The following is a 24614-nucleotide window of genomic DNA, read 5'->3' as shown; positions in this document are numbered from 1 at the left end:
GGGCGAAACGCTCAGTTGTACTCGATATAGGCGTCGTTGCGCAGGTCGCGCAGGTAGCGCTGGGCGCGCTTGTTGATGCGCTCTTCCTCGATCTGGCTCATGACAGTATCGAAGCTGGGAGCACCGACGTCCTGCGGATCGTCGCGGCCACAAAGCATTAGGACGCGAACTCCTTCCTGGGGGCTACCGAATGGCGGAGTGACCTGTCCGATCTGCAGGTTCAGAATGATGTTGCGCAGCTGGTCGGGCAGCGAGCCAGCTGTAATCTGGTCGTTGGCTACGACGGTGGCTCCGATCTCGGTCCGCGCACGGTCAGCGTCGGCGCAACCGCGAAGTGTCTGAACGAAGGCGGCGAATTCATTGACCTTCGCATTTGCTTCCTCCTGTGACACGTCAGCCGGGAAATCGATTGAGATCTGGCGGAGGCTGAGGACCGCAGCATTCGGATCGGCCATCAGCACTTGCCGCTTGTTGATAAGGTAGAGAATCGAGAAACCGCCCGGAATCTCGATCGGTCCCTGAAGCTGGCCCGGCTGCATCTGCCGCGCGGCCTCGGCAAGCGCGGGCGGAAGCTGGCCGAGCCGGATCCAGCCTAGGTCGCCGCCTACGACTGCGGTGGTAGCTTCGGAATACTGGCGCGCATAGGCGACAAAGCTGCCGCCCTGACGCAATTGCTCCATGATGGCCCGCGCATTTTGCAGCACCGCGTCACGGTTCTCCCGGGTTGCAGACAAGTAGATTTCGCCCAGGCGGTATTCTTCCGTCCCGCGCGATTTCTCCATCCGCTCGAGCACGTCGTTCACTTCCTCGGCCGACACGTTGACGAACGGCGTGATGTTGCGGCGCAGGAGGTTTTCCCATGCGAGCTCGCCCTCGATCTGGCGCTTCAACGCAGCCGGCGATGAGCCGACCGAAATCAGGTATTCGTCCATGCGCTCAGGATTCTGGCCGAAATTCTGCGCCGCGAGCTGGTTGTAGGTCTGCTCGACCTGCGCCTTGTCCACGGGAAGCTCGAGTGCCTCGGCAGCCTGGATCTTCAGCGTCTCGTCGATCAGATTGCGCAGGATCTGCACGCGTAGGCGCTGCAGTTCCTGTTCGGACAACTGGTTTTGTGAAGACGAGGTGACGAGAGCAACGCGCTGGTCGATGTCGGTCCCCGTAATCACGTAGCCATTGACCACTGCCGTTGCCGAGCGCTCGCCCGAGGCCTGGTCGCCGAAGATCGAGAAGTTCTCGGGCAGGCCGAAAGGATTGGCGGCACTGGGTTGTGCTTGCGTTTGAGCTTGCGTGGATGCCGGAGCAACAGCAAGCGCCATGAGACCTGCTGCCACAAGCGAAGCGCAGCTTTTCGAAAAAACCTTCATCGTCACGTAATCATCCCGAATTTCATTCGCTTAACCCAAGCGATTAAGTCTGCTTGCGCGGTCGTTTTCGCGCGTCCCCTCCGGCCATGCCAGTCGATGGCTTAACCAAGGCTGAGTGCCTTTTGGCCCGTTACACACGCGCCTTTAACGCCTTTTTCGGCTGCTGCCAATTCGCGCTGACCCGCTTTGCCCGAACGTGCGGCGTCAACGGAAACCGAGATTGCGCAGTGCAAAGAAGAGCTGGAACGTGTTGCCGCGTTCGGCATCGCCTGCGGTGATGAAGTCGCGCCGCCAGGTCAGCCCGAATTCGATGCAGTCGTCCTGATAGGCGACGCCGAGGCGGGTACGGATTGGCTCGAAACCGTCGGGCGCGAAGGTCGGGTCTTCGTCCGCTCCGGTGAGGTTGAAAACGCCCGATCCGAATGCAGACCAATGCGGTCCGAATGCGACCCGTGCGGCTGTGCGGAATTCCTCGCGATCCTGCAAATCCTCAACTGTCTGGATGTTCCGGTTGAGACGCAGGTAGCCGACCTCGAAATAGGTCTTGCGTGAACCTATCGTCGCGTCGATTTCGTTTCGGCGCACGGCCAGGTTGTCCTTGTCGAGCCGGAACCGATGGGTGAACTTCAGGAAGTCCTGATAGCGCACCTCTGTTCGACCGACGAAATCAGAAACACGTTCGGACAGACCCGTCCCATCGGGAAAAATCTCGCGCTCGGTGTTCAGGCGGTAGGACTGGCCGACATTGGTCTTTACCCGCCAGCCGGGTTTGCGAAGCTCCCAGTCAATACCCCAGGTAACTCGCGCGCCATCCTCGACACGGTCATATCCGGGGAATCGGTTGAGCGCGAAAAGGTTTGAGTCTTCGAGGTCGATCGCGCGCGCGTCTTCATTGGGGACGGCAAGGTTGCGGATCGGCGGGCTGACGACCAGCTGGACACGCGGCGTGAGCACCTTGGTGCCGCCAAAGGCCTCGCCGACAAAGGGCCATTCGACGTCAATCGCGCCCAGAGCAACTGCACGCCCCGACCAGCCTTCATCGCCGCGGTAGCTGGGTGTGAGCGTCGCGAGCGTATTGTCAGTGTGATAGACGTCGCCGCGAACAAGGCCCGTAAAGGTGATGACCTGACCAAGACCGGTGAGGGTGCGCAGGTCCCATTTCGCACCGGCAAAGGCACGCTGCGTGTCCTGCCCCTCGGTCCGCACGAGGCTCAGTGTGTTGAGCTGCAATTCGATCTCGCCGCCTAACACCGGTTCATCGATCAGCCGACGATAATCGAGCGCAGGGACAGCGATCGGGATTTGGCCCTGTTCGGCATTGATTCGCAGAGTCTGCGTCGCCCATCCAGCGAGCGAGAAATACGAGTCTTCGTCGATCCGCTCGAGATTGACAGTCGAGCGGAGCCGGTCGTCGCGGCTGAGATCGTAGCGACGAAGGAAAGTGCGGTCGCTGGCGACGCGAACCGAACCGGTGAGGCTCCATTCGGGTGTCAGCTGCCATTTGCCGTTGGCGAAAAGGTACCCGCGCGGATCGCTTTCGGTGGTCGGAACTCCTGTGAAATCGGCGACGCGACTGGAAACGGTCGCATAACCGGTGATCTGATAGGCACCCCTGTCGGTCAGGTGCCGCCACTGCCCGCGGACCATCGGTGCGACCTCGGTGTAGACGGACGCGCCAAGGGAAAGGTCCTTGTTTTCCGAAAGCCGCCAGTAATAGTCGCCCGAAAGCTCGAGACCGTTAACCTCGGAAATCCGAACGTCGGGGACGAGAAAGCCCGACTCAGCGCGCCCGTCGGTCCGCAGGGACAATCCGGGCAATGGCAGGATGCGAGCGCCGAACAGTTCGAGCATCGCGCCGCGAAATCTTACGCGGGCCTCGTCGGCATTGTAGACCACCCGGTCGGCGGTGATGCGCCAACTAGGCGTCTTGTCGCACCCGTCCTCGCCCGTAACGGCGCATGCGGTGTAGGCCGCATCGGTCAGAACGATAGTGCCGTCCTCGCCGCGCTCTGCCGAGCGCGCGGCAAGTCTGCCTCCGGCGCGCAGCGCGAGCAGCAGGTCGTCCATCGCGCCCGCTTCGAACTTGTCATTTAGTTCAAGGCTTTCCGTGAAAAGCTGGTTGCCCGCATCATCGACGAAGCGGATATTGCCGGTTGCGAGGATTTGCCCGGTCTTGCGGTCCCATACGACCCGATCGGCACGAACCGATCCATCCTCGCTGCGAAGCACGACATTGCCGCTTGCCGTGACCGTTTCCGCGTTATCGTCATAGGCGAGTTCATTGGCTTCGAACTCGATTGTCTGGGCGGAAGGCTGTTCGGCCTCGACCTCGGAAACTGCTTCCGCTTCGTCCTGGGCGACGGCCGGAGCGCCGAGCATGAGCGCACCGGCCCCGATCATCGCGAAAGCGAGGGGGCTTGCCATGGATCGCATATCTGTGCCGGTCCTGACCAACCCTCAGACCTTCCAACCTCGCGTCATGGCTTGCCTATTGCACCGCTCGCGCCTAATCGCAATCGCCATTCCAGAGCCCGCCCGCTGAAGCCGCTGGACTGTTTCGTGCGTTCGTTGAAGCAGCACCGCAACCGGCTGGCGCGCCCGTCAGTTATTCCCCGGGAGTCCGCATGCAAATCCAGTTTACCGATAGCCCGCCTCCACACGTGCGCGTTCACGCCCGCATAGTGAACCAGGGCGACTCATTCTCCGATCTCGATCCCGCGATCGTCGATGGAGCGAGCGCTGCCCGGTTCAAGGGGCGCACAGGCCAGGTGTTTGAAGGTTTCGCAATGGTGAACGGTTCGCTGCGCCGGATTGCGCTTTCGGGTGCGGGCGAGGCCGACGCTGACAAACGCCGGCTCAACGTCGAGAAGGCAGGGGCGGCGCTCACCGCAAAATACCTCTGCTCGGGAGAGGCGGCGATGGTCGTCGACCTTGGCCATGCCAACCTTTCGGCCGATGAGGCGGCGGCGGCCTTGATGGCGCTGCGCCTGCGCGGTTGGCGGCACGACAAGTATCGCACCAAGCTCGCCAAGGAAAAGCGCCCGAGCCTCGAAAAAGTCTACGTTGTCGGTGCGCCGAGCGGCACCGAAAAGTCCTGGGAAGAGGCCTCGGCCATCGCCAAGGGCGTCGAATTCACCCGCATGCTCGTCACCGAACCAGCGAACATCGTCTATCCCGAAAGCTTCGTCGAGCTTTGCAAGGAAGCTTTCGAAGGAACCGGCGCGGAGATCACCGTGCTCGACGTCGCCGACATGGAAAAGCTCGGCATGGGCGCGTTGCTCGGAGTGGGGCAGGGTTCGGAGCGTCCATCGCGCCTGCTCGCGATCCGCTGGAACGGCGGTGGGGATGAAAAGCCGACCGTGTTTGTCGGCAAGGGCGTGACCTTCGATACCGGCGGCATTTCGCTCAAGCCACCTCCCGGAATGGAAGACATGAAGTGGGACATGGGCGGCGCAGGCGCGGTTGCGGGCGGTATGCTCGCCATTGCTTCGCGCAAGGCAAAGGCAAACGTCGTGGCGGTCATGGGCCTCGTCGAGAACATGCCGGACGGGAAAGCCCAGCGCCCCGGCGACGTTGTAACCACGATGAGCGGACAGACGGTCGAAGTGCTCAACACCGATGCGGAAGGGCGGCTAGTGCTGTGCGACGCGCTGCACTGGGCGCAGGAAGAATACGACCCCGCGCGCATCATCGATCTCGCGACGCTCACCGGCGCGATGATCATTGCCCTGGGTCACGAACATGGCGGACTGTTCTCTAACGACGATGAGCTCGCCGATCAGTTGCTCGAAGCGGGCAAGGCAACTGGTGACAAGCTGTGGCGCATGCCGATCGGCCCGGCTTACGACAAGCTGATCGATTCGCCGATCGCCGACATCAAGAATGTTGGCCCGCGTCCGGCAGGCTCAATCACCGCAGCGCAGTTCCTGCTCCGGTTCATCAAAAAAGGCATCCCCTGGGCGCATCTGGACGTTGCCGGCACGGTCTGGTCGGACAAGCCCGGCCACAGCTGGGACAAGGGCGCAACCGGATACGGTGCGCGCCTTATCGACCGGTTGGTGAAGGACGTCGCTGAGGGTTAAGGAGCGCTCCCATACCGAAGATGCGCAAAAAATCCGACCTTCCTTCCAAGGTCTGTGAGGCGTGCGGCCTGCCGTTTACCTGGCGCAAGAAGTGGGAGAGGGACTGGGAGCACGTGAAGTATTGCTCCGAGCGCTGTAAGCGGAATAAGTCTGCTTCGGCATGAAAGTCGATTTCTGGCAGCTCTCTCGCGATCCGGCGGAAAAAGTGTGCGCGCTTATCGCCGAGCGGGTGCTCGGTTCGGGCGAGCGCCTCCTCGTGGTGAGCAAGGATGTCGACCAGCGCGAGGCCATTTCAAAGGCGCTGTGGAAGGCGGGGCCCGAGAGTTTTCTTGCCAACGGCGAATCCGATGAGGACGGCGCGGATCGCCAGCCGGTTCTGCTGTCGGACAAGCCCGAGCCGGTAAATGGCGCGAGCCACGTGATCTTTGCCGATGGTGAGTTTCGCGAAACAAGCGGTTTCGCGCGCAGCTTCCTGCTGTTCGACGATGCGACTGTCGAACAAGCGCGCGCGACTTGGCGTTTGCTTGACGGGAAGGATGGCCTTGAACGCGCATTTTTCCGACAAGACGGCGGCAAATGGGTCAAGGTCGCCTGACCCCTTGCGCGGTTGCCTTCGATGGGGGACACTCTCACTGCATTGAAACGGGGGAGGGCACCATGCTTCGCACCACGATATTGATCGCGGCTACCGCACTGCTTTCGGCCTGCGGCTCGGAACGCTCGGGCGAGTTCACGACCGAGGATGGCGAACGAGGCGAATACATGATCGACAGCTCGACCGGCGAGACAACTGCGCGGATCGAGACGCCGGAAGGGGAGGCGACCCTGCGCTCGGGCGCCAATGTGCCAGTCGAATTGCCCGACGGTTTCAGCGTCTATCCCGGCGCTACCGTGGTTAGTAATACGGCGGTCAACCACGGTGAAGGCAAAGGCAATCTCGTGCTGATGCAGATCGATGCGAGTCCCGATGACGTAATCGACCATTACCGCGACGAGGCGGAAGATGCAGGCTTCGACATCCAGATCGAGATGACTGTCAATGAAGGCAAGATGATCGGAGGCGAAGGGCCGGGCGACAGCTTCTTTTCAGTCAATGCCTCGCAAACGGAGGGTGAACCGACGCAGGCGCAATTGATGCTTGGCAGCAAGCTGGGCGGCTGACCCCACGGCATCCCGTATCGCAAAGGCTTGAAACGGCGCGCCTGCGGGGTTAAGCGCGCGCCGGAAATCATTCTGCCCTGACCAGAGGGCACCACCCCGCATAACCATTTCAAGGAATTCACAATGGCGGTCACCCGCACCTTTTCGATCATCAAGCCGGACGCCACGCGTCGCAACATCACTGGCGCCGTTACCAAGATGCTGGAAGAAGCAGGCCTTCGCGTCGTCGCTTCCAAGCGCATTCACATGACCCGTGAGCAGGCCGAAGGCTTCTACGCCGTCCACAAGGATCGCCCGTTTTTCGGCGAGCTCGTCGAATTTATGATGAGCGAGCCAGTGGTTGTGCAAGTGCTCGAAGGCGAAGACGCCGTGAAGCGCAACCGCGACATCATGGGCGCCACCAACCCGGCGGAAGCCGAGGAAGGCACGATCCGCAAGGAATACGCGCTCTCGATCGGCGAGAACACCGTCCATGGATCGGACAGCGAAGAAAACGCGAAGATCGAGATCGACTTCTTCTTTAACGAAGACGAGATCGTCGGCTAAGCTTCATATCTCGAACGAAAAATGGAGGGCCGTCCTCAACAGGGCGGCCCTTTTCGCTTGCAACTAGTCCGCGCGCGAGGCGCTCTTGGCGAAATGGGCGAGCTGCGCGGAATGTGCGCGATGATGGCTGCTTTCGCTGCTTTCCATCACCTCGTGCATGTTTGCAAAGGCTTCTGGCGTCAGGTCGAGGCCCAACTCGGCATAGGTGCGCGCGATCTCGCTTTCCCAATCGGCGTTGAGATCATCGAAATGCATGCGTGTGACGGCGCCGCGCCAGCCTTCGAGAGCCGTCGCCATCCGCGCTTCGCGAAGCGCCAGCTTGCGACGCCACTCAGTTTCAATCCAGCTAAGGTCGCAGGAATCGCACTGGATCGCCATCTGGTTGGCAACGAGCGATACTGCGCTCCTCAGCACTGCATCGTGCGCGCGGTCGGCCAGAACGAGGCGGGCATCGGGAAACGCTTTCAGCAGGGTTGCGAGATCTTCGGAAAATGCTGGGACCTTGAGTACGCGCGGTTTGCCTGCAAGCCCACGATGCGCGGCATCGGTCTTAAGCATCCGCGCGAATTCGCGGTAGACCGGGGTGGGGTCGCGCGCTTCGCTGAAGGCGGAATAGCTTGGTATCCGCCATTGCGATTCGTAGATCGAATGATTGAGCGCCGCCGCTATCCAGTTGAGCTCCTCCTCAACTTCACCGCTGGCCATCGGATGGATGACATCGATCCACGGATTGATCCGGCGCATCATCATGAGATCGATTGCGCCCTTCAGCCGGCGCATGTCGGGAAAACTAGGCACCGGGTGCGAGGCATCGCAATAGCGAGTCGCGGAGTGCGCCGGGTCGGCGGCCAGCAGCTTGTGGATGCGCGTGGTGCCGCTCCGCATATGGCCGATGACGATGATCGGCGGAGCGAGCCTGGTTGCCAGCAGTTCCGGGCGGCTCGCCCATAACGCGCCAAACTTCAGTCGGTTGCGGATAACGCGAACCAGCTGCCCCCATGCCATTGCCTTGCCAAGCGCATTGAGGTCGGCCTCGGCGATAACGGCAGCGCAGAGCTTTTCGAGCCGGAGGCGGAAATCCGCGACGTCTTCCGGAGAGCGACCGGCGATTTCGGCCTCATCCGCCCGGCCGCCCAAACCCTTGGCCGCTGATGCCCAGAGATCGTCCGGATCGAGCGAGGGCGGGGGGAGCCATCCCCTGTCCCATGCCTGCTGCAACCAGCCGTTGGCCTTGTCCACGATCGGTGCGCGGGCAAGCGGGTGATTGCGTTCGGGCAGGCTCGCCATCAGAACTCGTCCGCTGCATCCATCAGCCTGGTGAGCCGTGCAGGAGCCACACTGCGCCAGCTTCGCTCCAGCCACTCGGAGACGTGATCCCAGTCGACGCCCGGACGATTGAGGATCAGCCCGATCCAGCCGCTCGCGCCGTAATAGGCCGGTTTGAAGTAAACGTCTGGCTGGCCTTCGACGAGGTCCAGCAGCTCGTCCATGCCACTGGTCTTCACGAGTACGGCGATATGCTCTTGGCCGTGGTGCTGGTTGTTGAAATGGGCGAAGAACTTGCCCGATTTCTCGGTTCCCACACGGAAGCCTGGCGAACCATGGCTATCGCGGGCATGGGTTTCGGGAAGAGCGAGTGCGAGCTTGCGAACGCGTTCGTAAAGGTAATCGGCATCGTAGCCGCGCGAGACATAATCGGCGACGGCGCGCGGATAAAGCTGGTGCTCGGCGAACTTTACGCGGTCAGCCAGGCTTTCGGGGGTTTCGTCGTCCCGGATCGCCACCCTTACCTGCGCGAGGACTTCTCCCGCGTCGAGTTCGGGGGTGACAATATGCACGCTCGCACCCCCGTGGCTGTCGCCCGCATCAATTGCGCGCTTGTGCGTGTCGAGCCCCTTGTACTTCGGTAGCAGCGAAGGGTGGATGTTGAGGATCCGGCCTTCCCAACGTTTTACGAATTCGTCGGAGAGGATGCGCATATAGCCCGCGAGGACGAGGTAATCGGCGTTTGCTTTGACCAAGGCCGCTTCCATCGCTGCGTCGTGGTCTTCACGCGAGTGCCCTTTGTGCGAATGGACGAAGGTTGGGATGCCCTCGGCCGCCGCTATCTCCAACCCGCCCGCATCGGCATTGTTGCTGGCGACCAGCACGACATCGAAAGGCGCACCGTCTAGCAGGCTGGCATAGAGCAATGCGGCCATGTTCGTGCCGCCACCGGATATGAAGATGGCAACCTTGGCCTTATGCAAGGTGGACAGCCTCCCAAGCGTCCTTCGCGCTCCAAGAGCCCTGTGAACCGCGCACGGTGCAGCCTTTTTCGCCAGCCTCTATCATGCCGACGCGCATCACGGTTTCGCCCGCTTCTTCAAGCCGGGAGACAATCTTGTCAGCCTCGCCGCTCTCGACCGCGAGGACCATGCCGACGCCGCAATTGAACGTCCGCGCCATTTCGGCAGGTTCGATGGCACCCTGCGCCTGCAGAAATGCCATCAGGCATGGCTGCTCCCAGCTGTCCGCGTCGACAACCGCGTGCGCGCCATCCGGCAGAATTCGAGGAATGTTTTCGAGCAGCCCGCCTCCGGTGATGTGTGCAAGGCCATTCACCAGCCCTCCGCGGATCAGCGGGAGCAGGCTCTTCACATAAATTCGGGTCGGCTCGATCAACGCATCGATCAGCAGCCGATCCTGATCGAATATGGAAGGACGGTCGAGCTTCCAGCCGAAATCCGCCGCAAGCCTGCGCACAAGCGAATAGCCATTCGAATGCACGCCCGAGCTCGCCAGGCCAAGCAGCACATTGCCGGGTGCGACCTTCTCGCCGGTCAACTGCTCCCCGCGTTCCACCGCTCCGACACAGAAACCGGCAAGGTCGTAATCGCCGTCTGCATACATGCCGGGCATTTCCGCCGTTTCGCCACCGATGAGCGCGCATCCGGCCTGCTTGCACCCCTCTGCGATCCCGGCAACGACGCGCTCGGCAACCCCATTTTCCAGGTGGCCGGTCGCGAAATAGTCGAGGAAGAAAAGCGGCTCCGCGCCCTGAACGATCAGGTCGTTTACGCACATAGCAACCAGATCGATGCCGACCGTGTCATGCTTGTCGAAATCGATTGCAAGCTTCAGTTTTGTCCCAACCCCGTCATTCGCAGCGACAAGCAGCGGATCGGAATAGCCCGCCGCCTTCGGATCGAAGAATCCGCCAAAGCCGCCCAGGTCGCTCGTCGCGCCCGGGCGTGCAGTAGACTTGGCCAGCGGCGCGATCGCTTTGACCAGCGCATTGCCCGCATCGATGGAAACGCCGGCATCGGCGTAGGTGTAAGGGGAGTTCTTTCCACTCATGGTATTGGCTTTAGCCTTTCAGGCTTGGAATTCCACTCGCCTTTGGGCAAAAGGCCGCTGATTTCCCCGATGGCTGTGACAATCACTCTTTCCGGCCCTACCAGAGAGGCCCAAAAGCGCGGAAGCACCCCCGCATGGCTGCGCCGAGCGAGCGCCGCGCTGGTCGCGCTGGCACTGCTTGCAGGAACATATCTCGTGGTCGCGCAGGTTGCCGGTGACCGAGGGATCGCGCCGACCGCGTCCAGCGCAGATATCGAGGTACGCGGGATCGAAGTCGATGTGCGTGCCGCCAGCGGTGAGGAAGCGCGCCAACAAGCGTGGCAAGAGGCTCAACGCATCGCATGGCAGCGCGTCGACGGCCCGCCGATCTCCGACAGCCAGCTTTCCGGCATGGTCTCGGCCATCGTGATCCAGCGCGAGCGGATCGGGCCCAAGCGCTATATCGCGACGCTCGGCGTGATTTTCGACCGCCAGCGCGCCTCGCGTTACCTGGGCGGGGCCTCGCAAGCGCGCTCCTCTGCGCCGATGATGCTGATCCCGGTAACTGTGAGCGCAGGCACCTACACCACCTTCGAGGTTCGCAATCCTTGGCAACGGGCGTGGGCTGAGTTCAATCCCGGAAGAAGCCGGATCGATTACGTTCGCCCGACCGGAGCCGGCGGTGATTCGCTCCTGCTGACTTTCGGGCAGACCGGGCGCCGCAGCCGAGCGTGGTGGAGCTCGACGCTCGATCAGTATGGTGCCGCCGACGTGCTGATCCCGATTGCTCGGCTCGACCACCAGTTTCCGGGCGGACCGATCAGAGGCACATTCACCGCGCGATACGGCCCCGACAACGAATTCCTGGAAAGCTTCGAGCTCGAATCGGACAGCCCGGCAGGGCTCGCTGAAATGCTGAGAGCGGCAGTCGAGCGCATGGACTCGATTTACGAGCAGGCGCTCGTCGACGGGAAACTGCGCCCTGATCCGACCTTGCGTCTTGGAGGTTCCGGTGAAATCGATCCAGCACTTCAGCGGCTGATCGAAATTGGCCGTGCGATCCGCGCTCGTGATGCCGCTGCTGCTGCGGCTGCAGAGGCTGCTGCCACCGGGCAGTCGTCGACCGAATCCTCAGCGACTGCCACACCGGCTTCAGCAACGGTGAGCAGCTACGTGGTTCAATTCGCGACCCCCGATGCCGGTGCATTCGATGGTGCGCTCTCGAGTGTTCGCGGGACGCCGGGCGTGCGCGGCGTATCCGTGACGAGTACTGCCATGGGCGGCACTTCTGTCATGAATGTGAGCTTTGCCGGATCGCTCGACGAACTCGCAGCGGCGCTGCGCGCGCGCGGATTCAATGTCCGCCAGGGTGCAAACGCGCTCGCCATCAGTCGTTAAGAGGGCCGCGCCATGGCGAAGGCCGCAACCTCAACCGCTCAGATCGCGCTCCCGCTCGTCCCGCGCGAGGGGATGGAAGCACAACGTGTGGTTGTGGGCCGCGCCAATGCGCACATTATCGAGGCATTGAGAGATCCGGCCCGCTGGCCTTTCCACACCGCAGTACTCACCGGTCCTCCGCGATCGGGCAAGTCTCTGATCGGGCGCTGGGCAGGGGGGCAGGGCATTAAAGTGATCGACGGTGCGGACACCATGGACGAGACCGAGCTGTTCCATCGCTGGAATGCAAGCCAGGAAGGTGGATCGAAGGCAGGCGAACCCCTGCTGCTGATCGCCGATGCACAACCTTGGGAAATCGTTCTGCCCGACCTCAAATCGCGGCTGGGAGGGTCGCTCCAGCTCGAGGTTGGGGAGCCTGATGACGAGATGGCCGCCGAATTGATCCACGCTCACGCCGAAGCTCGCTCCCTTACGATGGCGGACGGAGCAGCGGAGTATCTCGTACCGCGCACCGAGCGAAGCTTTGCCGCCATCGAAAAGCTGGTTGCGACGATTGATCGCATCAGCCTTGAACGCCAAGTGCCTGCCACCATGTCGGTGTGGCGCGCCGCGCTGGAAGCCTTGCAAGGGCCCGAACAACAAAAACTGTTGTAGCCCCAGCTTGCAACGCACCGGGTTTGGTGGGAGAAAAACACCATGTTTGATGGTCTGAAGAACTATCTGGACTCGGTCCGGGCACGCGATCCGGCCCCGCGCTCCCGCTGGGAAATTCTATTGTATCCAGGAGTTTGGGCGCTGTTCTTCCACCGAATTGCGCGCTGGCTTTTTGATGCAAAGCTCTTTTTCCTGGCGCGTTTCGTGAACCATTTCTCGCGCATGATCACCGCGATCGACATTCATCCGGGCGCGACCATCGGAAAGAACTTCTTCATCGACCACGGCTTCACCGTAATCGGCGAAACGGCCGAGATCGGCGACAATGTGACCATCTACCAATGCGTAACCCTTGGCGGCACCAACCCCACCAATGGTGTCGGAGGAAAGCGACACCCGACGCTGAAAGACAATGTCATTATCGGATCGGGCGCGCAGATCATCGGGCCGATCACGGTCGGAGAGCGCGCCAGGGTGGGCGCAAATGCGGTGGTTATGGAAGACGTGCCAGCCGGTGGAACGATGGTGGGCGTAAAAGCGCGGTCCACGCTTGTCCCGGCAGAGGAATGGGCCCGCGAATTCATGCCTTATGGCACGCCTTGCGAGGACGCCGAGGGCAACCGGATAGACTGCATCGAAAAGCTGGAAGGGGAACTGGCTGCGATGAAGGCCGAGATCGCCGCGCTGAAGGCTGAGCGGGCCGATCCGGCAAAGCAGCCCGAACAGGCCTCGCTCGATCTTGATCCCAAGAAAAGCGGAACCGGTAGCTGATGAATTCCGGTGTCGGCCCGGGCATTCCGGGGCAGGTTGTCTCGTTTCCCGGCAAGGCTAATGGCCAGGTCGGCTTCGACCGCGAAGAGCTTCAGCGCATCCTTGATCTGTACGGGCGCATGGTCGCTGCAGGTCAGTGGCGCGATTACGCCATGGACTTTGACAAGCACGCAGCAACATTCGCCGCTTTCCGCCGCACTGCCGAGCGGCCACAGGCGCGGGTGGAGAAACGCCCGGCCCTACGAAACAAGCAGGGAATTTGGACCTTGTTCGGCGAGCACGGGCAGATCCTGAAACGTGGTCACGAACTTGCAGGCGTGCTGGCCCCTATGGAGCGCCGCCTCCTCAAAGCCGTCGACGACAGCTAGGCGAAGGCGGCAGGCTCCCGGTCAGGCGGTGGTGGCGTTTGCAACCGGCACCGGTGCATCGCTCGTCAGAGGCAGTGCTGCGCGGATATTTTCGGGCAGGGCCGATACCACGCTGCGGCGGATCGGCTGCCAGAAAGCCGAAAGACTGAGCAGTGCAGAGCCGATGACCAGCGCTGTCAGCGCGAAATTCAACTCCACTGCTCCGAATTCGCGGAACAGGAAGGTGAGCGCAAACAGCACGTAAGCGAGCGCCGATACGAGCAGCGCACGGCGGTCGATCGCGAGCGCGATGAGGCCGAAGCCGATATAGACCGCAACCACACCGAACGCCGCTCCGACACCGATATTGTCGCCCTCGGTCACGCCGATGAGCGAGAAGATCGGATGCGCGATCATCGGTGCTGCGAGCAGGTGCAGCCAGAAGGCGACATCGCTGCGGCGTGTGGTGCGCTCGCGGTCGGAAATGTCCCAGCGCATTGCAAAGGCGAACACCGCGAGACCGGCCACAAATACGAGCGAAAGCAGCAAAGTCTCGTTCGCCCGGTTTGGACTGATCGCAGCGATTGCCAGCGCAATCACAGTCGCCGCCACGGCGGCAGCGCCTGCGGCCACCGTGATCGGAACCATGAAGCGTTTCCAGTGCACGAAGGCGGCAACAGCTGCGATCAGAGCAGCCAGCGCGATCATCACCGCGCCAAGCTGGTCATTGCCATTTTCGACGATGTTGACCGCGAGGCCGAGGACCGTCGCAAACGTACCGCCGACGAAGGCGAGCAGCAGGATGATCGAAGGCAGTGCCATGCGACGCTTGCGGGTGAAAAATTCGGCGAGCGGCCACGCGGTTGCCGCGACAAACAGGCCGGTGAGCGAAATCTGCCACGCCTGCTTCAGGTTGTTGGCCTCACGCCACGCCTCCATCTGTTCGGGCGTCGGTTGCGGGTTGGAGCGGACCAGCGCCCAGAAATCATCAGCAGGCGCGATCGCGCCTGCAATGGCCTGTCCGATCGCTCCGACCGCGAGCAGCAGGATCACTATCCCGATGCTTACGAAAATGTCGTTGAAGCTGTTGATGAGGCGGAAATCCTCTTCCGAAGAGCGCGGCAGGGCGCGCATTTCGGTCATGTGAGCGCGAAAGCTCTGCGCGGCTTCGGGGCTCAGCGCCCCGGCGGCCACGGCGGAATTTATGTCGTCTTCGCTGTACATGGCATCTCTCCCAATGGCGCGGGAAGCTATCCAAGGTGTATTACTGTGTCAATACGCTGCGGTACACGCCTGTAGAGCCTGACAAAGACGCTCACTTGAATGTTTTCGTGACGGACATTGTCGGCTGTGCGGCGGTGATCCGCTCGACGATGACGTAGAGCGCGCCTGCCGAAACGGCAGCTGCCGCGAACGCAATGACATCGAGAGAGGTAAACTCCTCTCCGAAACCCGAAGCACTGCTGACGATCCAGCTGATCCACCAGAGCCATATCAGCCCCGGAGCCGTCTCGTTGGTATCGATTTGCTGTTCGACACTGCCCTGCCACAGCTCCTTCATCGACTGGTACGGTTTGAACAGGTTGGCGATCGGGATGAAATACCAGCCGATTGCTCAGCCGCCCTGGGTCATCGCTCCGGGAGTGTCGCCTTCCATGAGGTTAGTGTGCGCGCGATAGAGCCAGAATGAAACGGCGATAGCGCTCGCAAAGAAAACGATGGCATAGGCTACCACGACCAGTTCGATCAGCATCAAGTCGCCGAAGACGAATTCATACATGATTTGACTGTCGCCAAGTAACAGGGCGACGGCAATCGCGCTCGCGAGGCTAAGGGCCCCGGTTATGGCGATCAGGGGCTTGGTGATAGTGGCAATGGTGCGGAGCCGCGCATGGCCCGAATCCGCTGGGTAGGCTACGGTGTTCATTCGAAAGTGCTCAGCACGCTTGCGCCGTCGATCTGGCTCGCGGTGATCAGCTTCACGACCTTGACGAGGAAGAATGCGGCCCCTGCCGTAAGCACCAATTGCATGATCATCAGCAGCTGGTGCGCCCAGAACGGCGTGGTGACGAAAAGGCCCGGCACCGAATCGATCAGTGCGACGATCAGCAGGATTGCTGCGAGCAGGAGCGATCCGAGCCAGCAGCCCCACCAGCTCGTCACCTCGTCGACGCTTGCCTCGGCCAGTTCCTCGGGCTCGCCCGCGCTGCGATTGGCAAGCTCGCGCATCGCGCCGAAAGGTACGAACAGGTTGGCGATCGGAACGAAGAAGCTAAAAGTCGCCCAGCCAGGCGAGCGTTTGAGGCCGGTCACCCCCGTTTTGCGCAGGTTATCGTGCGCAGTGTAGATCCAGATCAGCACAGGAATGACCGAAATGAGATAGACGAGATTGTTGATCGCTCCCGTAATACCGGAAACCGCCAGCATGACCGGGCTCTCGGCGAACTGCGTGTAGCTCACCAGCCATGCTGCTTGCGAAAGTGCGGCGATGAGCGAGAGCGCGACCACGCCCCAACCGCAAATGGTTATGATCAGCGCCAGCGTGCGCAGGTTCTTGGCTTGCATAGGTGCGACCCCCTGAAATGATCCCCGTCAGGCCTGTGCGCCTCCCAACGCGAACGACCCTAAGGCGCAATCCTGCGCGAGGGGCATGGAAATGCAAGCGAATTGTCTGCTCGGGGTCAGGAGGGCTGGCGGGCCTTGCGTACAAGCAACAGCGTGAGCACGACGCCGACGACAAAGTCGAACCCCGCGCAAAGCGGCGGATACCAGCTTGCAACGCCAGTATGCGGCCCGACGAAGGCGTCATAGGTGCCGTGCAGGAAAATCGCGATGCCGATTGCCGGAAGCCAGCGCGCCATGGCGAACCGAGCGAAAAGGACGGCACCCGTCGCGAAGAGAGTCTCGTATATGACGTCTGTGAGCGTCCCCGAGACCAGCCGTGCGCCGATATAGATAGCCAGCATGATCGCCAGACCGAGGAAGCTGGTCTCGGCGAGAGACCTGGCAGGCAGGCGCGCAAAAAGGGCGAGCATCGTAATCCCGATGCCCGCCCCGATTGCGGCTGCTAGCCAGTATTCAGTCAAGGGTTAGCCGCGCGCGCTGGAAGGACCCGTTCCCGTGACCTTCTGCATCGCGGTCAGGATCGCGGCCGATTGTTCGGAACCGCTTTGCGGTGCCTTCAGGTTCGAAAACTCGCAGATCTTGTCCCAATTTTCGGCAAATCCTTCGACCGTGCGCTCGCCCTCTGGCAGCCAGACGGCATCGTTCATCACGGTCCACGCCGAGTGGTAGCCGCCAGCGCCCGCGCCGACGATAGCATTGGTAGGCGCCTCTTCACTCACGAGGTAGAGGGCGGCCGGGACGACATTCACGGGATCGAACAGCTTGAAGGCTTCTTCTGGGAAGAGATCTTCGGTCATGCGGGTGCCGGCGACAGGCGAGAGCGTGTTGACCTTGATGTTGTACTTCGCGCCTTCGAGCTGGAGCGTTTTGGTCAGTCCGGCAAGACCGAGCTTCGCAGCGCCATAATTCGCCTGGCCGAAATTGCCGAAGAGGCCGGTCGAGGACGCGGTCATCAGCACGCGGCCATAGGCCTGCTCGCGGAAAGTTTCCCAGCACGCTTTGGTCACGAAGGCCGAACCGGTGAGATGGACCTTCACGACGAACTCGAAGTCTTCCGGGCTCATCTTGTGGAAGGTCTTGTCACGCAGCACACCAGCATTGTTGATGAGAATGTGTACGCCGCCCCATTTCTGTTTTGCGTCGGCGACCATCTTCTCCATCTGGTCGTATTCCGTGACGGAGCCGCCGTTCGAAATGGCTTCACCGCCGGCCTTTTCGATTTCTTCAACGACCTGCAGCGCCATATCCGAATGGCCGGTGCCGTCACGTGCGCCGCCCAGATCGTTGACGACAACCTTTGCGCCGCGGCGGGCAAGCTCGAGCGCGTATTCGCGGCCCAGACCGCCGCCTGCGCCGGTGACGATTGCGACCTTGTCCTTGAAATCGATGCTCATGGGGGAATCCTTTCCTGCGTCCTGTTTTGGGCTTGCACGCTTTACGCGCGCGTAAACTATTGTGGGTTGCTCGGTGGCATTTTCTTTGCTGCGTTGCAACAGCCGCCTTCGCTTGCCAAGCGCGCCGTAAGGGAAGGGCTGATGCTTACAGCGCCTCAAGGGCAGGAATGAGGCCGTTGAGCGAATCGATCACGCCGTCTGCCCCAAGCTCATTGGGGGGCAAATCACAGTACCCATAGGCTGCCGCGATCACCGGAAGGCCCGCGCCGCGCGCTGCTTTCACGTCGTAGGTCGAATCGCCGATAAAAGCGAAGCTGCCGCCACCGCATCGCTCTCGCGCCTCGATGACGGGGGCAGGATGCGGCTTGGCGAGGAATTTTCCGTCCTCACCTTTGCCCATGCTGTTGCCGCCAATCACGGTTTCGAACGGTTCGATAAATTCCAGCTGGGTCAGGATTGCGCGGGCGAATTCCTCGAACTTGTTGGTGACCACCGCCATACGCACGCCGCGCGAGGCCAGATCCTCCACAACCTCCCGGGCGTGGGGGTAAGGCTCGGTATGCACTGCGTTGTTTTCGGCATAGTAGGCCAGCATGGACTTGTAGAGTTGGCGGAACTCGTCCTCGGGCATGCCGCCCTGCTTCTCCACGGCCTGGGCGAGCATGATCTTCGCCCCGCCACCGATCAGGTCTTTCGAGCTTCCGACCGGGACCGGATCGAACCCGCCCAGCGCTAGCGCATGGTTCACCGCCGCGCCGAGATCGCGGAACGTATCGAGCAGCGTGCCGTCGAGGTCGAACCCGACTGCTGAAAAGGGGAATTCCGTCATTTGCGGGCGGTGGCGGATACGACTTCAAACCGCAAGCGTTTGGTGCCATGTGGCGCATATGACCGATTTTGCCGCCATCATCCTTGCCGCAGGCAAGGGCACCCGCATGAAGAGCGACCTGCACAAGGTCCTCCACCCGATCGCAGGCAAGCCAATGTTGATGCACCTGCTCGACAGTCTCGCCGATCTTTCTCCAAGCAGGACCGTGGTGGTAGTCGGTGACAAACGCGAGCAGCTGGACGAGGCGCTTGCTGATCGCGAGGTCAGCACCGCTCTACAGGATCCGCAGCTCGGGACTGCTCACGCTGCCCTGCAAGCGAAGGACGCGCTTGCGGGATTTTCAGGCAACATCCTCGTGTGCTTCGGGGATTGCCCGATGGTGAGGGCCGAAACCGTTCGCAAACTGACCGGCGCGCTAGAGAACGGGGCGAAGGTTGCAGTGCTCGGTTTCCGACCCGAGGATCCGCTGCAATATGGCCGCATCATCGCCGACGAGAGCGGCAGGGTCATCAAAATGGTCGAATTCAAGGACGCAAGCGACGAAGAACGCGCCTGCGACCTTTGCAATTCGGGACTGATTATCGCGCATTCGGACGATATGTGGCCGCTCCTCGAAGCGGTCGGTAACGACAACGCGCAGGGCGAGTACTACCTCCCCGACGTCGCCACTGGAGCGATTGCGCGCGGCGACACGGTGCAGGTGGTCGAAACCGACGCAGCCGAAGTCGCCGGGATCAACTCACGTGCGGAACTCGCAGCTGCCGAAGCACAGTGGCAGGCCTTCAAACGCGAAGAAGCGATGGCGAACGGTGCGACGCTGCGCGCTCCCGAGACCGTGTTCTTCAGTTGGGACACCGAGATCGGACGCGATGTTCTGGTCGAACCCAATGTCGTTTTCGGACCCGGCGTCAAAATCGCCGACGATGTCCACATAAAGGCGTTTTGCCACATCGAAGGCGCTACTATCGCGAGCGGTGCGCAGGTCGGCCCGTTCGCCCGCCTGCGTCCGGGTGCGGTGATGCTGGAAGGCAGTTTCGTGGGTAACTTCGTCGAGATGAAGAAGGCGGTGTTGGGCAAGGGCGCAAAGGCCAGCCATCTCTCCTACATCGGCGATGCGACCGTGGGCGCGAACGCGAATATCGGCGCAGGCACCATCACCTGCAATTACGACGGCTACTTCAAGTATCACACCGAAATCGGTGAACGCGCTTTCATCGGTTCGAACAGCGCGCTGGTTGCCCCGGTGAAGATTGGCCCAGACGCGATTGTCGCGGCAGGTTCGACAGTCAGTCGCGATGTTGGTGCGGGCGACCTTCGCATGGTTCGCGGAGAGCAGATCGTAAAACCCGGCTGGGCAGACCGTTTCCACGACACGATGAAGAAGAAAAAGGCGGCGGCAAAGAAGGACAAGTGAGCGACGAAACCCTCTCTTGCCGGCTCTGTAGACGCAGGTTCGAAACGCGCGTCCAGTGGCACCATCCGGTGCCCAAGGCGAAAAAGGGGCGAGGGACCGTTCCAGTCCATCCGATCTGTCACAAGACAATCCACGCGAACTTCACCAATGCCGAGCTGGCGCGAATTGGCGATGATCCCGCAACCGTGCGCGCAGAGCCAGCCATCGCGAAGTATGTAGCCTGGATCGCGAGCAAGCCGCCGGATTTTCACGCGCCCACCCGCCGCTGAACGCCTCGCATCCGGGAAGCATCGGCGCTCGTAGCTGCTGATAAGGCACACGAATTATCAGGAGCGCGAATATGGGCATGGCAAAGTGGATCGCTGCGGGCGTAGGCATCGCAGCCGTTGGAGCGGTTGCGGCCGTTGCTCAATATCGCGACATCGAAGAGCCAGGCTATGAGGTCTTGTTGGACGAAGACGGTTTCGAGCTTCGCCAATACAAACCGATGATCGTCGCCGAGGTCATCCATACCGGCACGCGCCGTCAGGCGAGCGGGGCAAGCTTCCGCAGGCTCGCCGCCTATATTTTCGGGCAGGACCGGCCCGAGGGCGGCGAGGATATCGCCATGACCGCACCGGTGCTGACAGAGAAAGTCGACCAGAATGAGAAGATCGCGATGACCGCGCCGGTCATGCAGGAAAACACCGATGGCGATATCTGGCGCATGCGCTTTGTCATGCCGGCGAAGTATACGATGGAGACGCTCCCCACGCCACCTGCGGACATTACCCTCAGTGAAGTGCCCGGGCGCCGGATCGCGGCGGTTCGCTTCGACGGTTATGGCCGCAACAGCGATTTGGCTGTGATGGAAGGGATGCTCAACGACTGGATCGAGCGCAAGGGTCTGACCCAGGTCGGCAGCGTCGAATACGCGTTCTACGATGCTCCCATGGTGCCGGGGCCGCTTCGTCGCAACGAAGTCATGGTCGAAGTGGCGGCCGAATAGGGGGTAGGGGGCTTCGGCCGCCGCTCCGTCGGGTACGCCTTAGGCTACTTCGAGGTCACGTTCGGGGGCGGGCATGACACCTGCCTCGCGCTCCCATTGCTCGAATTCGCTGCGGCTCAGGAGATAGCGCTCGCGCGCTTCATGAAAGCTGATGACGCGGTCATGGACCGCCTGAACAACATCGGCTTTCTTGGATTTCGACCAGTAGACCCGGTGCGACTTGGGCAGGCCATACTGCTTGATCACGTCGGCGATCGAGAGGTCTCGGGGGTACGTCACGTTCTTGCTCCTTCTTCAATGCCCCTCATTCACAACGCCCTTCGTTGCGAGGAGAAGGATCGTGATTTCACACTTAATGCGGAGCTACCAAGCATGGTTAATTTCGCGTTGACGCCGCCCTACGTGCTGCCCATGCGATGAAATGAGCGAAAAGTGTCGGTTCATTTTACAGCTTGAATTTTTTGCAAAAAAAGGGCGACCCCGTCGAGGGGCCGCCCTTGTCTGTCCAGTCGAGTCGGTGGAGTTCAGCCGCCTGCAACCGCTTCATCCGCATCGTCCATCAGCTGCTGCATCAGGTAGATATATTGCAGCGCCTGGAGCTTGGCGCGCTGTTCATTGTCGACGCCGCCGGAGTGTCCGCCGACCGTATCTTCGAAGTAGTAGTAGTCGTGTCCGAGCCCGGCCATCTTCGCCGCACCCTTGCGCGCGTGTGCCGGATGGGTGCGATCATCGGCGGTCGAAGCCCAAAAGAACGGGGTGGGGTAGTTCACGCCTTCAGCGATCTTCTGGTAGGGCGAATAGCCCTCGATCCACGCGCGCTGCTCAGGAATGCGCGGATCGCCATATTCGCCGATCCATGAGGCACCGCGACCGATCTCGTGATAGCGGAGCATGTCGAACAGCGGGATCGCGACAATCGCCGCGCCGAACAGGTCGGGCCGCTGGGTGAATGCGGTGCCGACCAGTAACCCGCCCTGCGATCCTCCCTGGATCCCGAGATGCTGGGGGCTGGTGAAGCCCCGATCCACCAGGTCTTCGGCAACGGCGATGAAATCATCCCATGTCCGCTGCTTGTTCTCGCGAATCGCGCTCTGGTGCCAGCCTGGACCGAACTCGCCGCCGCCACGCAGGTTTGCGAGCACATATGCGCCGCCGCGTTCGAGCCACAGCTTGCCGGTCGTGCCGAGATAGCCCGGTAGGCGCGGGATCTGGAAGCCGCCATAACCGCTCATCAGCACGGGGGTTTTACCGTTCATCTCCATGCCCGCCGGCTTGACCACGAAATAGGGGATTTTGGTTCCGTCCGCGCTGGTCGCCTCATGCTGTTCGACGCTCATGCCGGTGTTGTCGAAATAGCTTGGGCTGGTCTTGATGACGCGCGGCGTATCGGTTCCGTCCGCATAATAGAGCGTCGTCGGATTGAGAAAGTCGGTGACCGTGAACATGATCTGATCGGTCTCGTCCGAACTCGCCGCGATGCCCACGGTTGCATTGTCGGGCAGTTCGACCTGCTCGCTCACCCACTCGCCGTCGACATAGTTGAACTTCAGAACTTTTCCGACGACGTTGTCGAGCAGCCCCACGAACAGAGCGTTGCCGGTGATTGCGCCACCACGCTTGGTCTGGCGCTCTCCGGGAGCCCAGACGAGCGTTTTTTCCGCGCCATTCGGATTGGCTTTCCATTCCTCAAGATCGACCGCGATCAGGCTGTCGGCCGGGAATACCTTGCCGTCCACTTCCCAATCGACATCGGTCGTATAGAGCAGGTGTCCATCGACGATGCCGTAGGGCGAGGCCTTCTTGGGAATGTCGAGCTTGAGCCACTCGCCGTCCTTCTCGACGTAATACTCCGCTTCGTGGAAGCTGACGCCGCGGAAGGCTGTGCGCGCATGAATTGTGCCGGTGTTGTCGCGAAGCAGGCTTGCACCTGCCCACACGTCACTTGGTTCGCCGCGGAAGATTTCCGGCGCGTCGGCAAGTTCGGTGCCGCGCTTCCATACGCGGCTGGTGAACGGGTATTCGCTTTCCGTGAGCGTGCCTTCGCCGAAGTCGCGTCCGACGAGCAGCGTGTCTTCATCGATCCATGAAACGCCGCCCTGGCTCTTCTCCTCGATCGCGAAGCCACCCTCAACGAAACTCTTGGTCGAGGTGTCGAACTCGCGCAAAATGGTCGCGTCCTCGCCACCATCCGACAGAGCGATCATGCATTTTGTCAGGGCAGGCGGCAGGCAGGTCGAGCCCTTGTACACCCATTCCTTGCCCTCTTCGGCCGCCAACGCATCGATATCGAGTACGGTTTCCCATTCAGGCTCATCGGTCTGATAGGATTCCAGCGTGGTGCGGCGGAGCAGTCCCTTGGGGTTCTCCTTGTCCTGCCAGAAATTGTAAAGGCCGTCGGGCCGAAAGCTCACATAGGGGATGCGATCTTCGCTATCATAGATGGCGAGCGCCTCTGCCTTCAATTGCTCGAAGCGCGGATCAGTCTCCAGTGCGGCGAGCGTGCGCTGGTTCTCTTTCTCGACCCATTCGAGCGCCTTTTCGCTGCGCGCTTCCTCGAGCCAGATATACGGGTCCTGCTCGGGGCCAGGGACGCCGCTCTCATCCATGTGGTCATCGGCGGTCGCGCCGGTCGCAGCGGTAATCGTCACGGCAGCCGCCATTGCAAGCGTGGAAACAAGTTTCAAAAGTCCTCTCCTTGGGGAAATCGTTGGAGAGAATGTGGCGGCGAAGGGCGTGAATGTGAAGGGAGAATTCCGTTTCGCGGACACCTTTACCGAAGATATCGAGGCGGGATAGCGGCGACTGTTAGAGCGGCCTGTACGCCCCTGCCACCATCGCGCACGGTATTCGGCCCGTTCATGATCGCGACGAGCTTTCCGCCGGCGGCTGTCAGCTCCTCGCGCATCTCGCCATTTAGCGTGCGCGAGCGGCGCTTGTCGTAAGTCCATGTCGAGGTTTGCCGCAAGGCATCGACGAAACGAACGCGGTTGCGCAGCGCGTCACTCGTATCGGCCACGATCACCCGGCAAGCGATATTGTCCGGGGAAGTTACGATGTAGAGATTGGCGCCGACCGTCTCGATTTTAGCGAAAATGGGGTCGGGCTGGAACAGGGGGCCGGTGCTCAAGGCAATATCCTGTGGAATCTTTTCGACCAGCTCCACGCCCATGCCTTTCAGCATGTCAGCATGCTCACTCGCGAGATGGCCCTCGCCGATGATGTGCGTTGAACACAGCTTGAAGCCGAGCTCGATGCCTTCGTAGATGCCGCGGGTCGACTGTGTTTCACCCTGCGCGGGCGAAAGGGAGAGTGCACCCGCCATAATTGCAGTGCAGCATGACCTCAATCGGATTTTCATTCCAAGTTCTCCTAGCTTGGACAGGAACTTAGCACATTCACCTCAATGAAAAAGGGCGACCCGATGGGCCGCCCTTTTCGATGTCTTTATCGTAGCCGGGAAGCTTACGCCTCGACCTTCTCCGCCAGGACAGTCAGGCCATTTTCGCCGACTTCGGCAAAGCCGCCGCGCACTTCGATCGTCTCAGGCGTAGCGCCTTCGCTCTTGTAGACCTGAACCGCGCCGTCGCGGATGGTCGACATGAACGGGGCGTGGCCTTCGAGCACACCGAATTCGCCTTCGCTGCCGGGGACGACGACCATGTGGACGTCTTCCGAACGGACCAGCTTGGCCGGGGTCACGAGTTCGAAGTGGAGTGCCATTTT

Annotated in this window: 28 protein-coding genes; 12 read left to right on the top strand and 16 right to left on the bottom strand. The window is 61.3% G+C overall.

Annotation, left to right across the window (positions count from 1 at the left end; all coding sequences use genetic code 11):
- Positions 1–11 precede the first annotated feature (11 nt).
- Together FIU90_RS12665 and FIU90_RS12660 are read right to left on the bottom strand one after the other, a co-directional pair.
- Positions 12–1364, bottom strand: coding sequence for a peptidylprolyl isomerase (locus tag FIU90_RS12665; RefSeq protein ID WP_152435842.1), 1353 nt, complete (start codon positions 1362–1364; stop codon positions 12–14).
- Between the two features lie 204 nt (positions 1365–1568).
- Positions 1569–3788: an LPS-assembly protein LptD gene (locus tag FIU90_RS12660; protein WP_370515061.1), complete on the bottom strand. Its 2220-nt coding sequence runs from the start codon at positions 3786–3788 to the stop codon at positions 1569–1571.
- Positions 3789–3988: 200 nt separating this feature from the next.
- Here FIU90_RS12660 and FIU90_RS12655 point away from each other — a divergent pair, with 200 nt between their 5' ends.
- The 5 genes from FIU90_RS12655 to ndk all read left to right on the top strand — a co-directional run bounded on the left by FIU90_RS12655 (position 3989) and on the right by ndk (position 7153).
- Positions 3989–5446 (top strand): leucyl aminopeptidase, encoded by a 1458-nt coding sequence (locus FIU90_RS12655; protein ID WP_152435099.1) that lies wholly within the window; start codon positions 3989–3991, stop codon positions 5444–5446.
- 20 nt (positions 5447–5466) lie between these two features.
- A complete protein-coding gene (locus FIU90_RS12650; RefSeq protein WP_199799332.1) occupies positions 5467–5610 on the top strand; it encodes a DUF2256 domain-containing protein in 144 nt (47 codons plus the stop codon).
- Positions 5607–6041, top strand: coding sequence for a DNA polymerase III subunit chi (locus FIU90_RS12645; RefSeq protein WP_152435098.1), 435 nt, complete (start codon positions 5607–5609; stop codon positions 6039–6041). The genes FIU90_RS12650 and FIU90_RS12645 overlap by 4 nt, the downstream gene beginning before the upstream one ends.
- Before the next feature lie 62 nt (positions 6042–6103).
- Positions 6104–6607 carry a hypothetical protein gene (locus tag FIU90_RS12640; RefSeq protein WP_152435097.1) on the top strand — a complete coding sequence of 168 codons (504 nt, stop codon included), beginning with the start codon at positions 6104–6106 and terminating at the stop codon, positions 6605–6607.
- A 123-nt stretch (positions 6608–6730) separates the two neighbouring features.
- Positions 6731–7153 (top strand): nucleoside-diphosphate kinase, encoded by a 423-nt coding sequence (ndk, locus tag FIU90_RS12635; protein WP_152435096.1) that lies wholly within the window; start codon positions 6731–6733, stop codon positions 7151–7153.
- A gap of 63 nt (positions 7154–7216) precedes the next feature.
- On the opposite strand, the gene FIU90_RS12630 is transcribed toward ndk, so the two are convergent.
- The 3 genes from FIU90_RS12630 to purM are packed head-to-tail and all read right to left on the bottom strand — an operon-like array spanning position 7217 to position 10492.
- Positions 7217–8440, bottom strand: coding sequence for a sulfotransferase (locus FIU90_RS12630; protein ID WP_152435095.1), 1224 nt, complete (start codon positions 8438–8440; stop codon positions 7217–7219).
- On the bottom strand, positions 8440–9402 hold the full coding sequence (purN, locus tag FIU90_RS12625; RefSeq protein ID WP_152435094.1) for a phosphoribosylglycinamide formyltransferase: 963 nt from the start codon (positions 9400–9402) through the stop codon (positions 8440–8442). The genes FIU90_RS12630 and purN overlap by 1 nt, the downstream gene beginning before the upstream one ends.
- Complete coding sequence (gene purM / locus FIU90_RS12620; RefSeq protein ID WP_152435093.1) at positions 9395–10492, bottom strand: phosphoribosylformylglycinamidine cyclo-ligase; 1098 nt, start codon at positions 10490–10492, stop codon at positions 9395–9397. The genes purN and purM overlap by 8 nt, the downstream gene beginning before the upstream one ends.
- A gap of 69 nt (positions 10493–10561) precedes the next feature.
- Between purM and FIU90_RS12615 the strand changes: the two genes are divergently transcribed.
- The 4 genes from FIU90_RS12615 to FIU90_RS12600 are packed head-to-tail and all read left to right on the top strand — an operon-like array spanning position 10562 to position 13662.
- On the top strand, positions 10562–11869 hold the full coding sequence (locus FIU90_RS12615) for a heavy-metal-associated domain-containing protein (protein ID WP_234029519.1): 1308 nt from the start codon (positions 10562–10564) through the stop codon (positions 11867–11869).
- 12 nt (positions 11870–11881) lie between these two features.
- Positions 11882–12523 carry a DnaA ATPase domain-containing protein gene (locus tag FIU90_RS12610; RefSeq protein WP_370515060.1) on the top strand — a complete coding sequence of 214 codons (642 nt, stop codon included), beginning with the start codon at positions 11882–11884 and terminating at the stop codon, positions 12521–12523.
- A gap of 42 nt (positions 12524–12565) precedes the next feature.
- Positions 12566–13294 (top strand): serine O-acetyltransferase EpsC, encoded by a 729-nt coding sequence (gene epsC / locus FIU90_RS12605; RefSeq protein WP_152435092.1) that lies wholly within the window; start codon positions 12566–12568, stop codon positions 13292–13294.
- Positions 13294–13662 (top strand): DUF2794 domain-containing protein, encoded by a 369-nt coding sequence (locus FIU90_RS12600; protein WP_152435091.1) that lies wholly within the window; start codon positions 13294–13296, stop codon positions 13660–13662. Before epsC ends, FIU90_RS12600 begins: the two co-directional genes overlap by 1 nt.
- A 21-nt stretch (positions 13663–13683) precedes the next feature.
- Here FIU90_RS12600 and FIU90_RS12595 read toward each other — a convergent pair whose 3' ends face one another.
- The 7 genes from FIU90_RS12595 to FIU90_RS12565 all read right to left on the bottom strand — a co-directional run bounded on the left by FIU90_RS12595 (position 13684) and on the right by FIU90_RS12565 (position 18489).
- Entirely contained in the window at positions 13684–14865 is a 1182-nt protein-coding gene (locus FIU90_RS12595; protein ID WP_152435090.1) for a hypothetical protein, read from the bottom strand.
- 91 nt (positions 14866–14956) lie between these two features.
- Complete coding sequence (locus FIU90_RS12590) at positions 14957–15253, bottom strand: DUF4328 domain-containing protein (protein WP_152435089.1); 297 nt, start codon at positions 15251–15253, stop codon at positions 14957–14959.
- Between the two features lie 3 nt (positions 15254–15256).
- Positions 15257–15568 (bottom strand): hypothetical protein, encoded by a 312-nt coding sequence (locus FIU90_RS12585; RefSeq protein ID WP_152435088.1) that lies wholly within the window; start codon positions 15566–15568, stop codon positions 15257–15259.
- Positions 15565–16206, bottom strand: a complete 642-nt coding sequence (locus FIU90_RS12580; protein ID WP_152435087.1) for a DUF4328 domain-containing protein — start codon at positions 16204–16206, stop codon at positions 15565–15567. Before FIU90_RS12580 ends, FIU90_RS12585 begins: the two co-directional genes overlap by 4 nt.
- 116 nt (positions 16207–16322) lie before the next feature.
- Positions 16323–16727, bottom strand: coding sequence for a hypothetical protein (locus FIU90_RS12575; RefSeq protein WP_152435086.1), 405 nt, complete (start codon positions 16725–16727; stop codon positions 16323–16325).
- Positions 16728–16730: 3 nt separating this feature from the next.
- On the bottom strand, positions 16731–17660 hold the full coding sequence (locus FIU90_RS12570) for an SDR family NAD(P)-dependent oxidoreductase (protein WP_152435085.1): 930 nt from the start codon (positions 17658–17660) through the stop codon (positions 16731–16733).
- Between the two features lie 145 nt (positions 17661–17805).
- Entirely contained in the window at positions 17806–18489 is a 684-nt protein-coding gene (locus tag FIU90_RS12565) for an HAD-IA family hydrolase (RefSeq protein ID WP_152435084.1), read from the bottom strand.
- 58 nt (positions 18490–18547) lie between these two features.
- Here FIU90_RS12565 and glmU point away from each other — a divergent pair, with 58 nt between their 5' ends.
- The 3 genes from glmU (at position 18548) to FIU90_RS12550 (ending at position 20891) form a co-directional block, all read left to right on the top strand.
- Positions 18548–19903: a bifunctional UDP-N-acetylglucosamine diphosphorylase/glucosamine-1-phosphate N-acetyltransferase GlmU gene (gene glmU, locus FIU90_RS12560; RefSeq protein ID WP_152435083.1), complete on the top strand. Its 1356-nt coding sequence runs from the start codon at positions 18548–18550 to the stop codon at positions 19901–19903.
- On the top strand, positions 19900–20172 hold the full coding sequence (locus tag FIU90_RS12555; RefSeq protein WP_152435082.1) for an HNH endonuclease: 273 nt from the start codon (positions 19900–19902) through the stop codon (positions 20170–20172). The genes glmU and FIU90_RS12555 overlap by 4 nt, the downstream gene beginning before the upstream one ends.
- A 71-nt stretch (positions 20173–20243) precedes the next feature.
- Positions 20244–20891, top strand: coding sequence for a heme-binding protein (locus tag FIU90_RS12550; protein ID WP_152435081.1), 648 nt, complete (start codon positions 20244–20246; stop codon positions 20889–20891).
- A 39-nt stretch (positions 20892–20930) separates the two neighbouring features.
- Here the strand turns inward: FIU90_RS12550 and FIU90_RS12545 are convergent, their stop codons facing one another.
- The 4 genes from FIU90_RS12545 to FIU90_RS12530 form a co-directional block, all read right to left on the bottom strand.
- On the bottom strand, positions 20931–21170 hold the full coding sequence (locus FIU90_RS12545; protein WP_152435080.1) for a DUF1153 domain-containing protein: 240 nt from the start codon (positions 21168–21170) through the stop codon (positions 20931–20933).
- A gap of 245 nt (positions 21171–21415) precedes the next feature.
- A complete protein-coding gene (locus FIU90_RS12540) occupies positions 21416–23575 on the bottom strand; it encodes a prolyl oligopeptidase family protein (RefSeq protein WP_234029517.1) in 2160 nt (719 codons plus the stop codon).
- Positions 23576–23661: 86 nt separating this feature from the next.
- Positions 23662–24249: a hypothetical protein gene (locus FIU90_RS12535; protein WP_152435079.1), complete on the bottom strand. Its 588-nt coding sequence runs from the start codon at positions 24247–24249 to the stop codon at positions 23662–23664.
- Between the two features lie 104 nt (positions 24250–24353).
- Entirely contained in the window at positions 24354–24611 is a 258-nt protein-coding gene (locus FIU90_RS12530; protein ID WP_152435078.1) for an ATP synthase F1 subunit epsilon, read from the bottom strand.
- Positions 24612–24614: the final 3 nt, after the last annotated feature.

This window comes from Erythrobacter sp. THAF29 (assembly GCF_009363635.1).
In the GTDB taxonomy this organism is placed as follows: domain Bacteria; phylum Pseudomonadota; class Alphaproteobacteria; order Sphingomonadales; family Sphingomonadaceae; genus Erythrobacter.
Note: the sequence above shows the minus strand (reverse complement) of the source record. Positions and strands in the feature narration are given on the sequence as shown.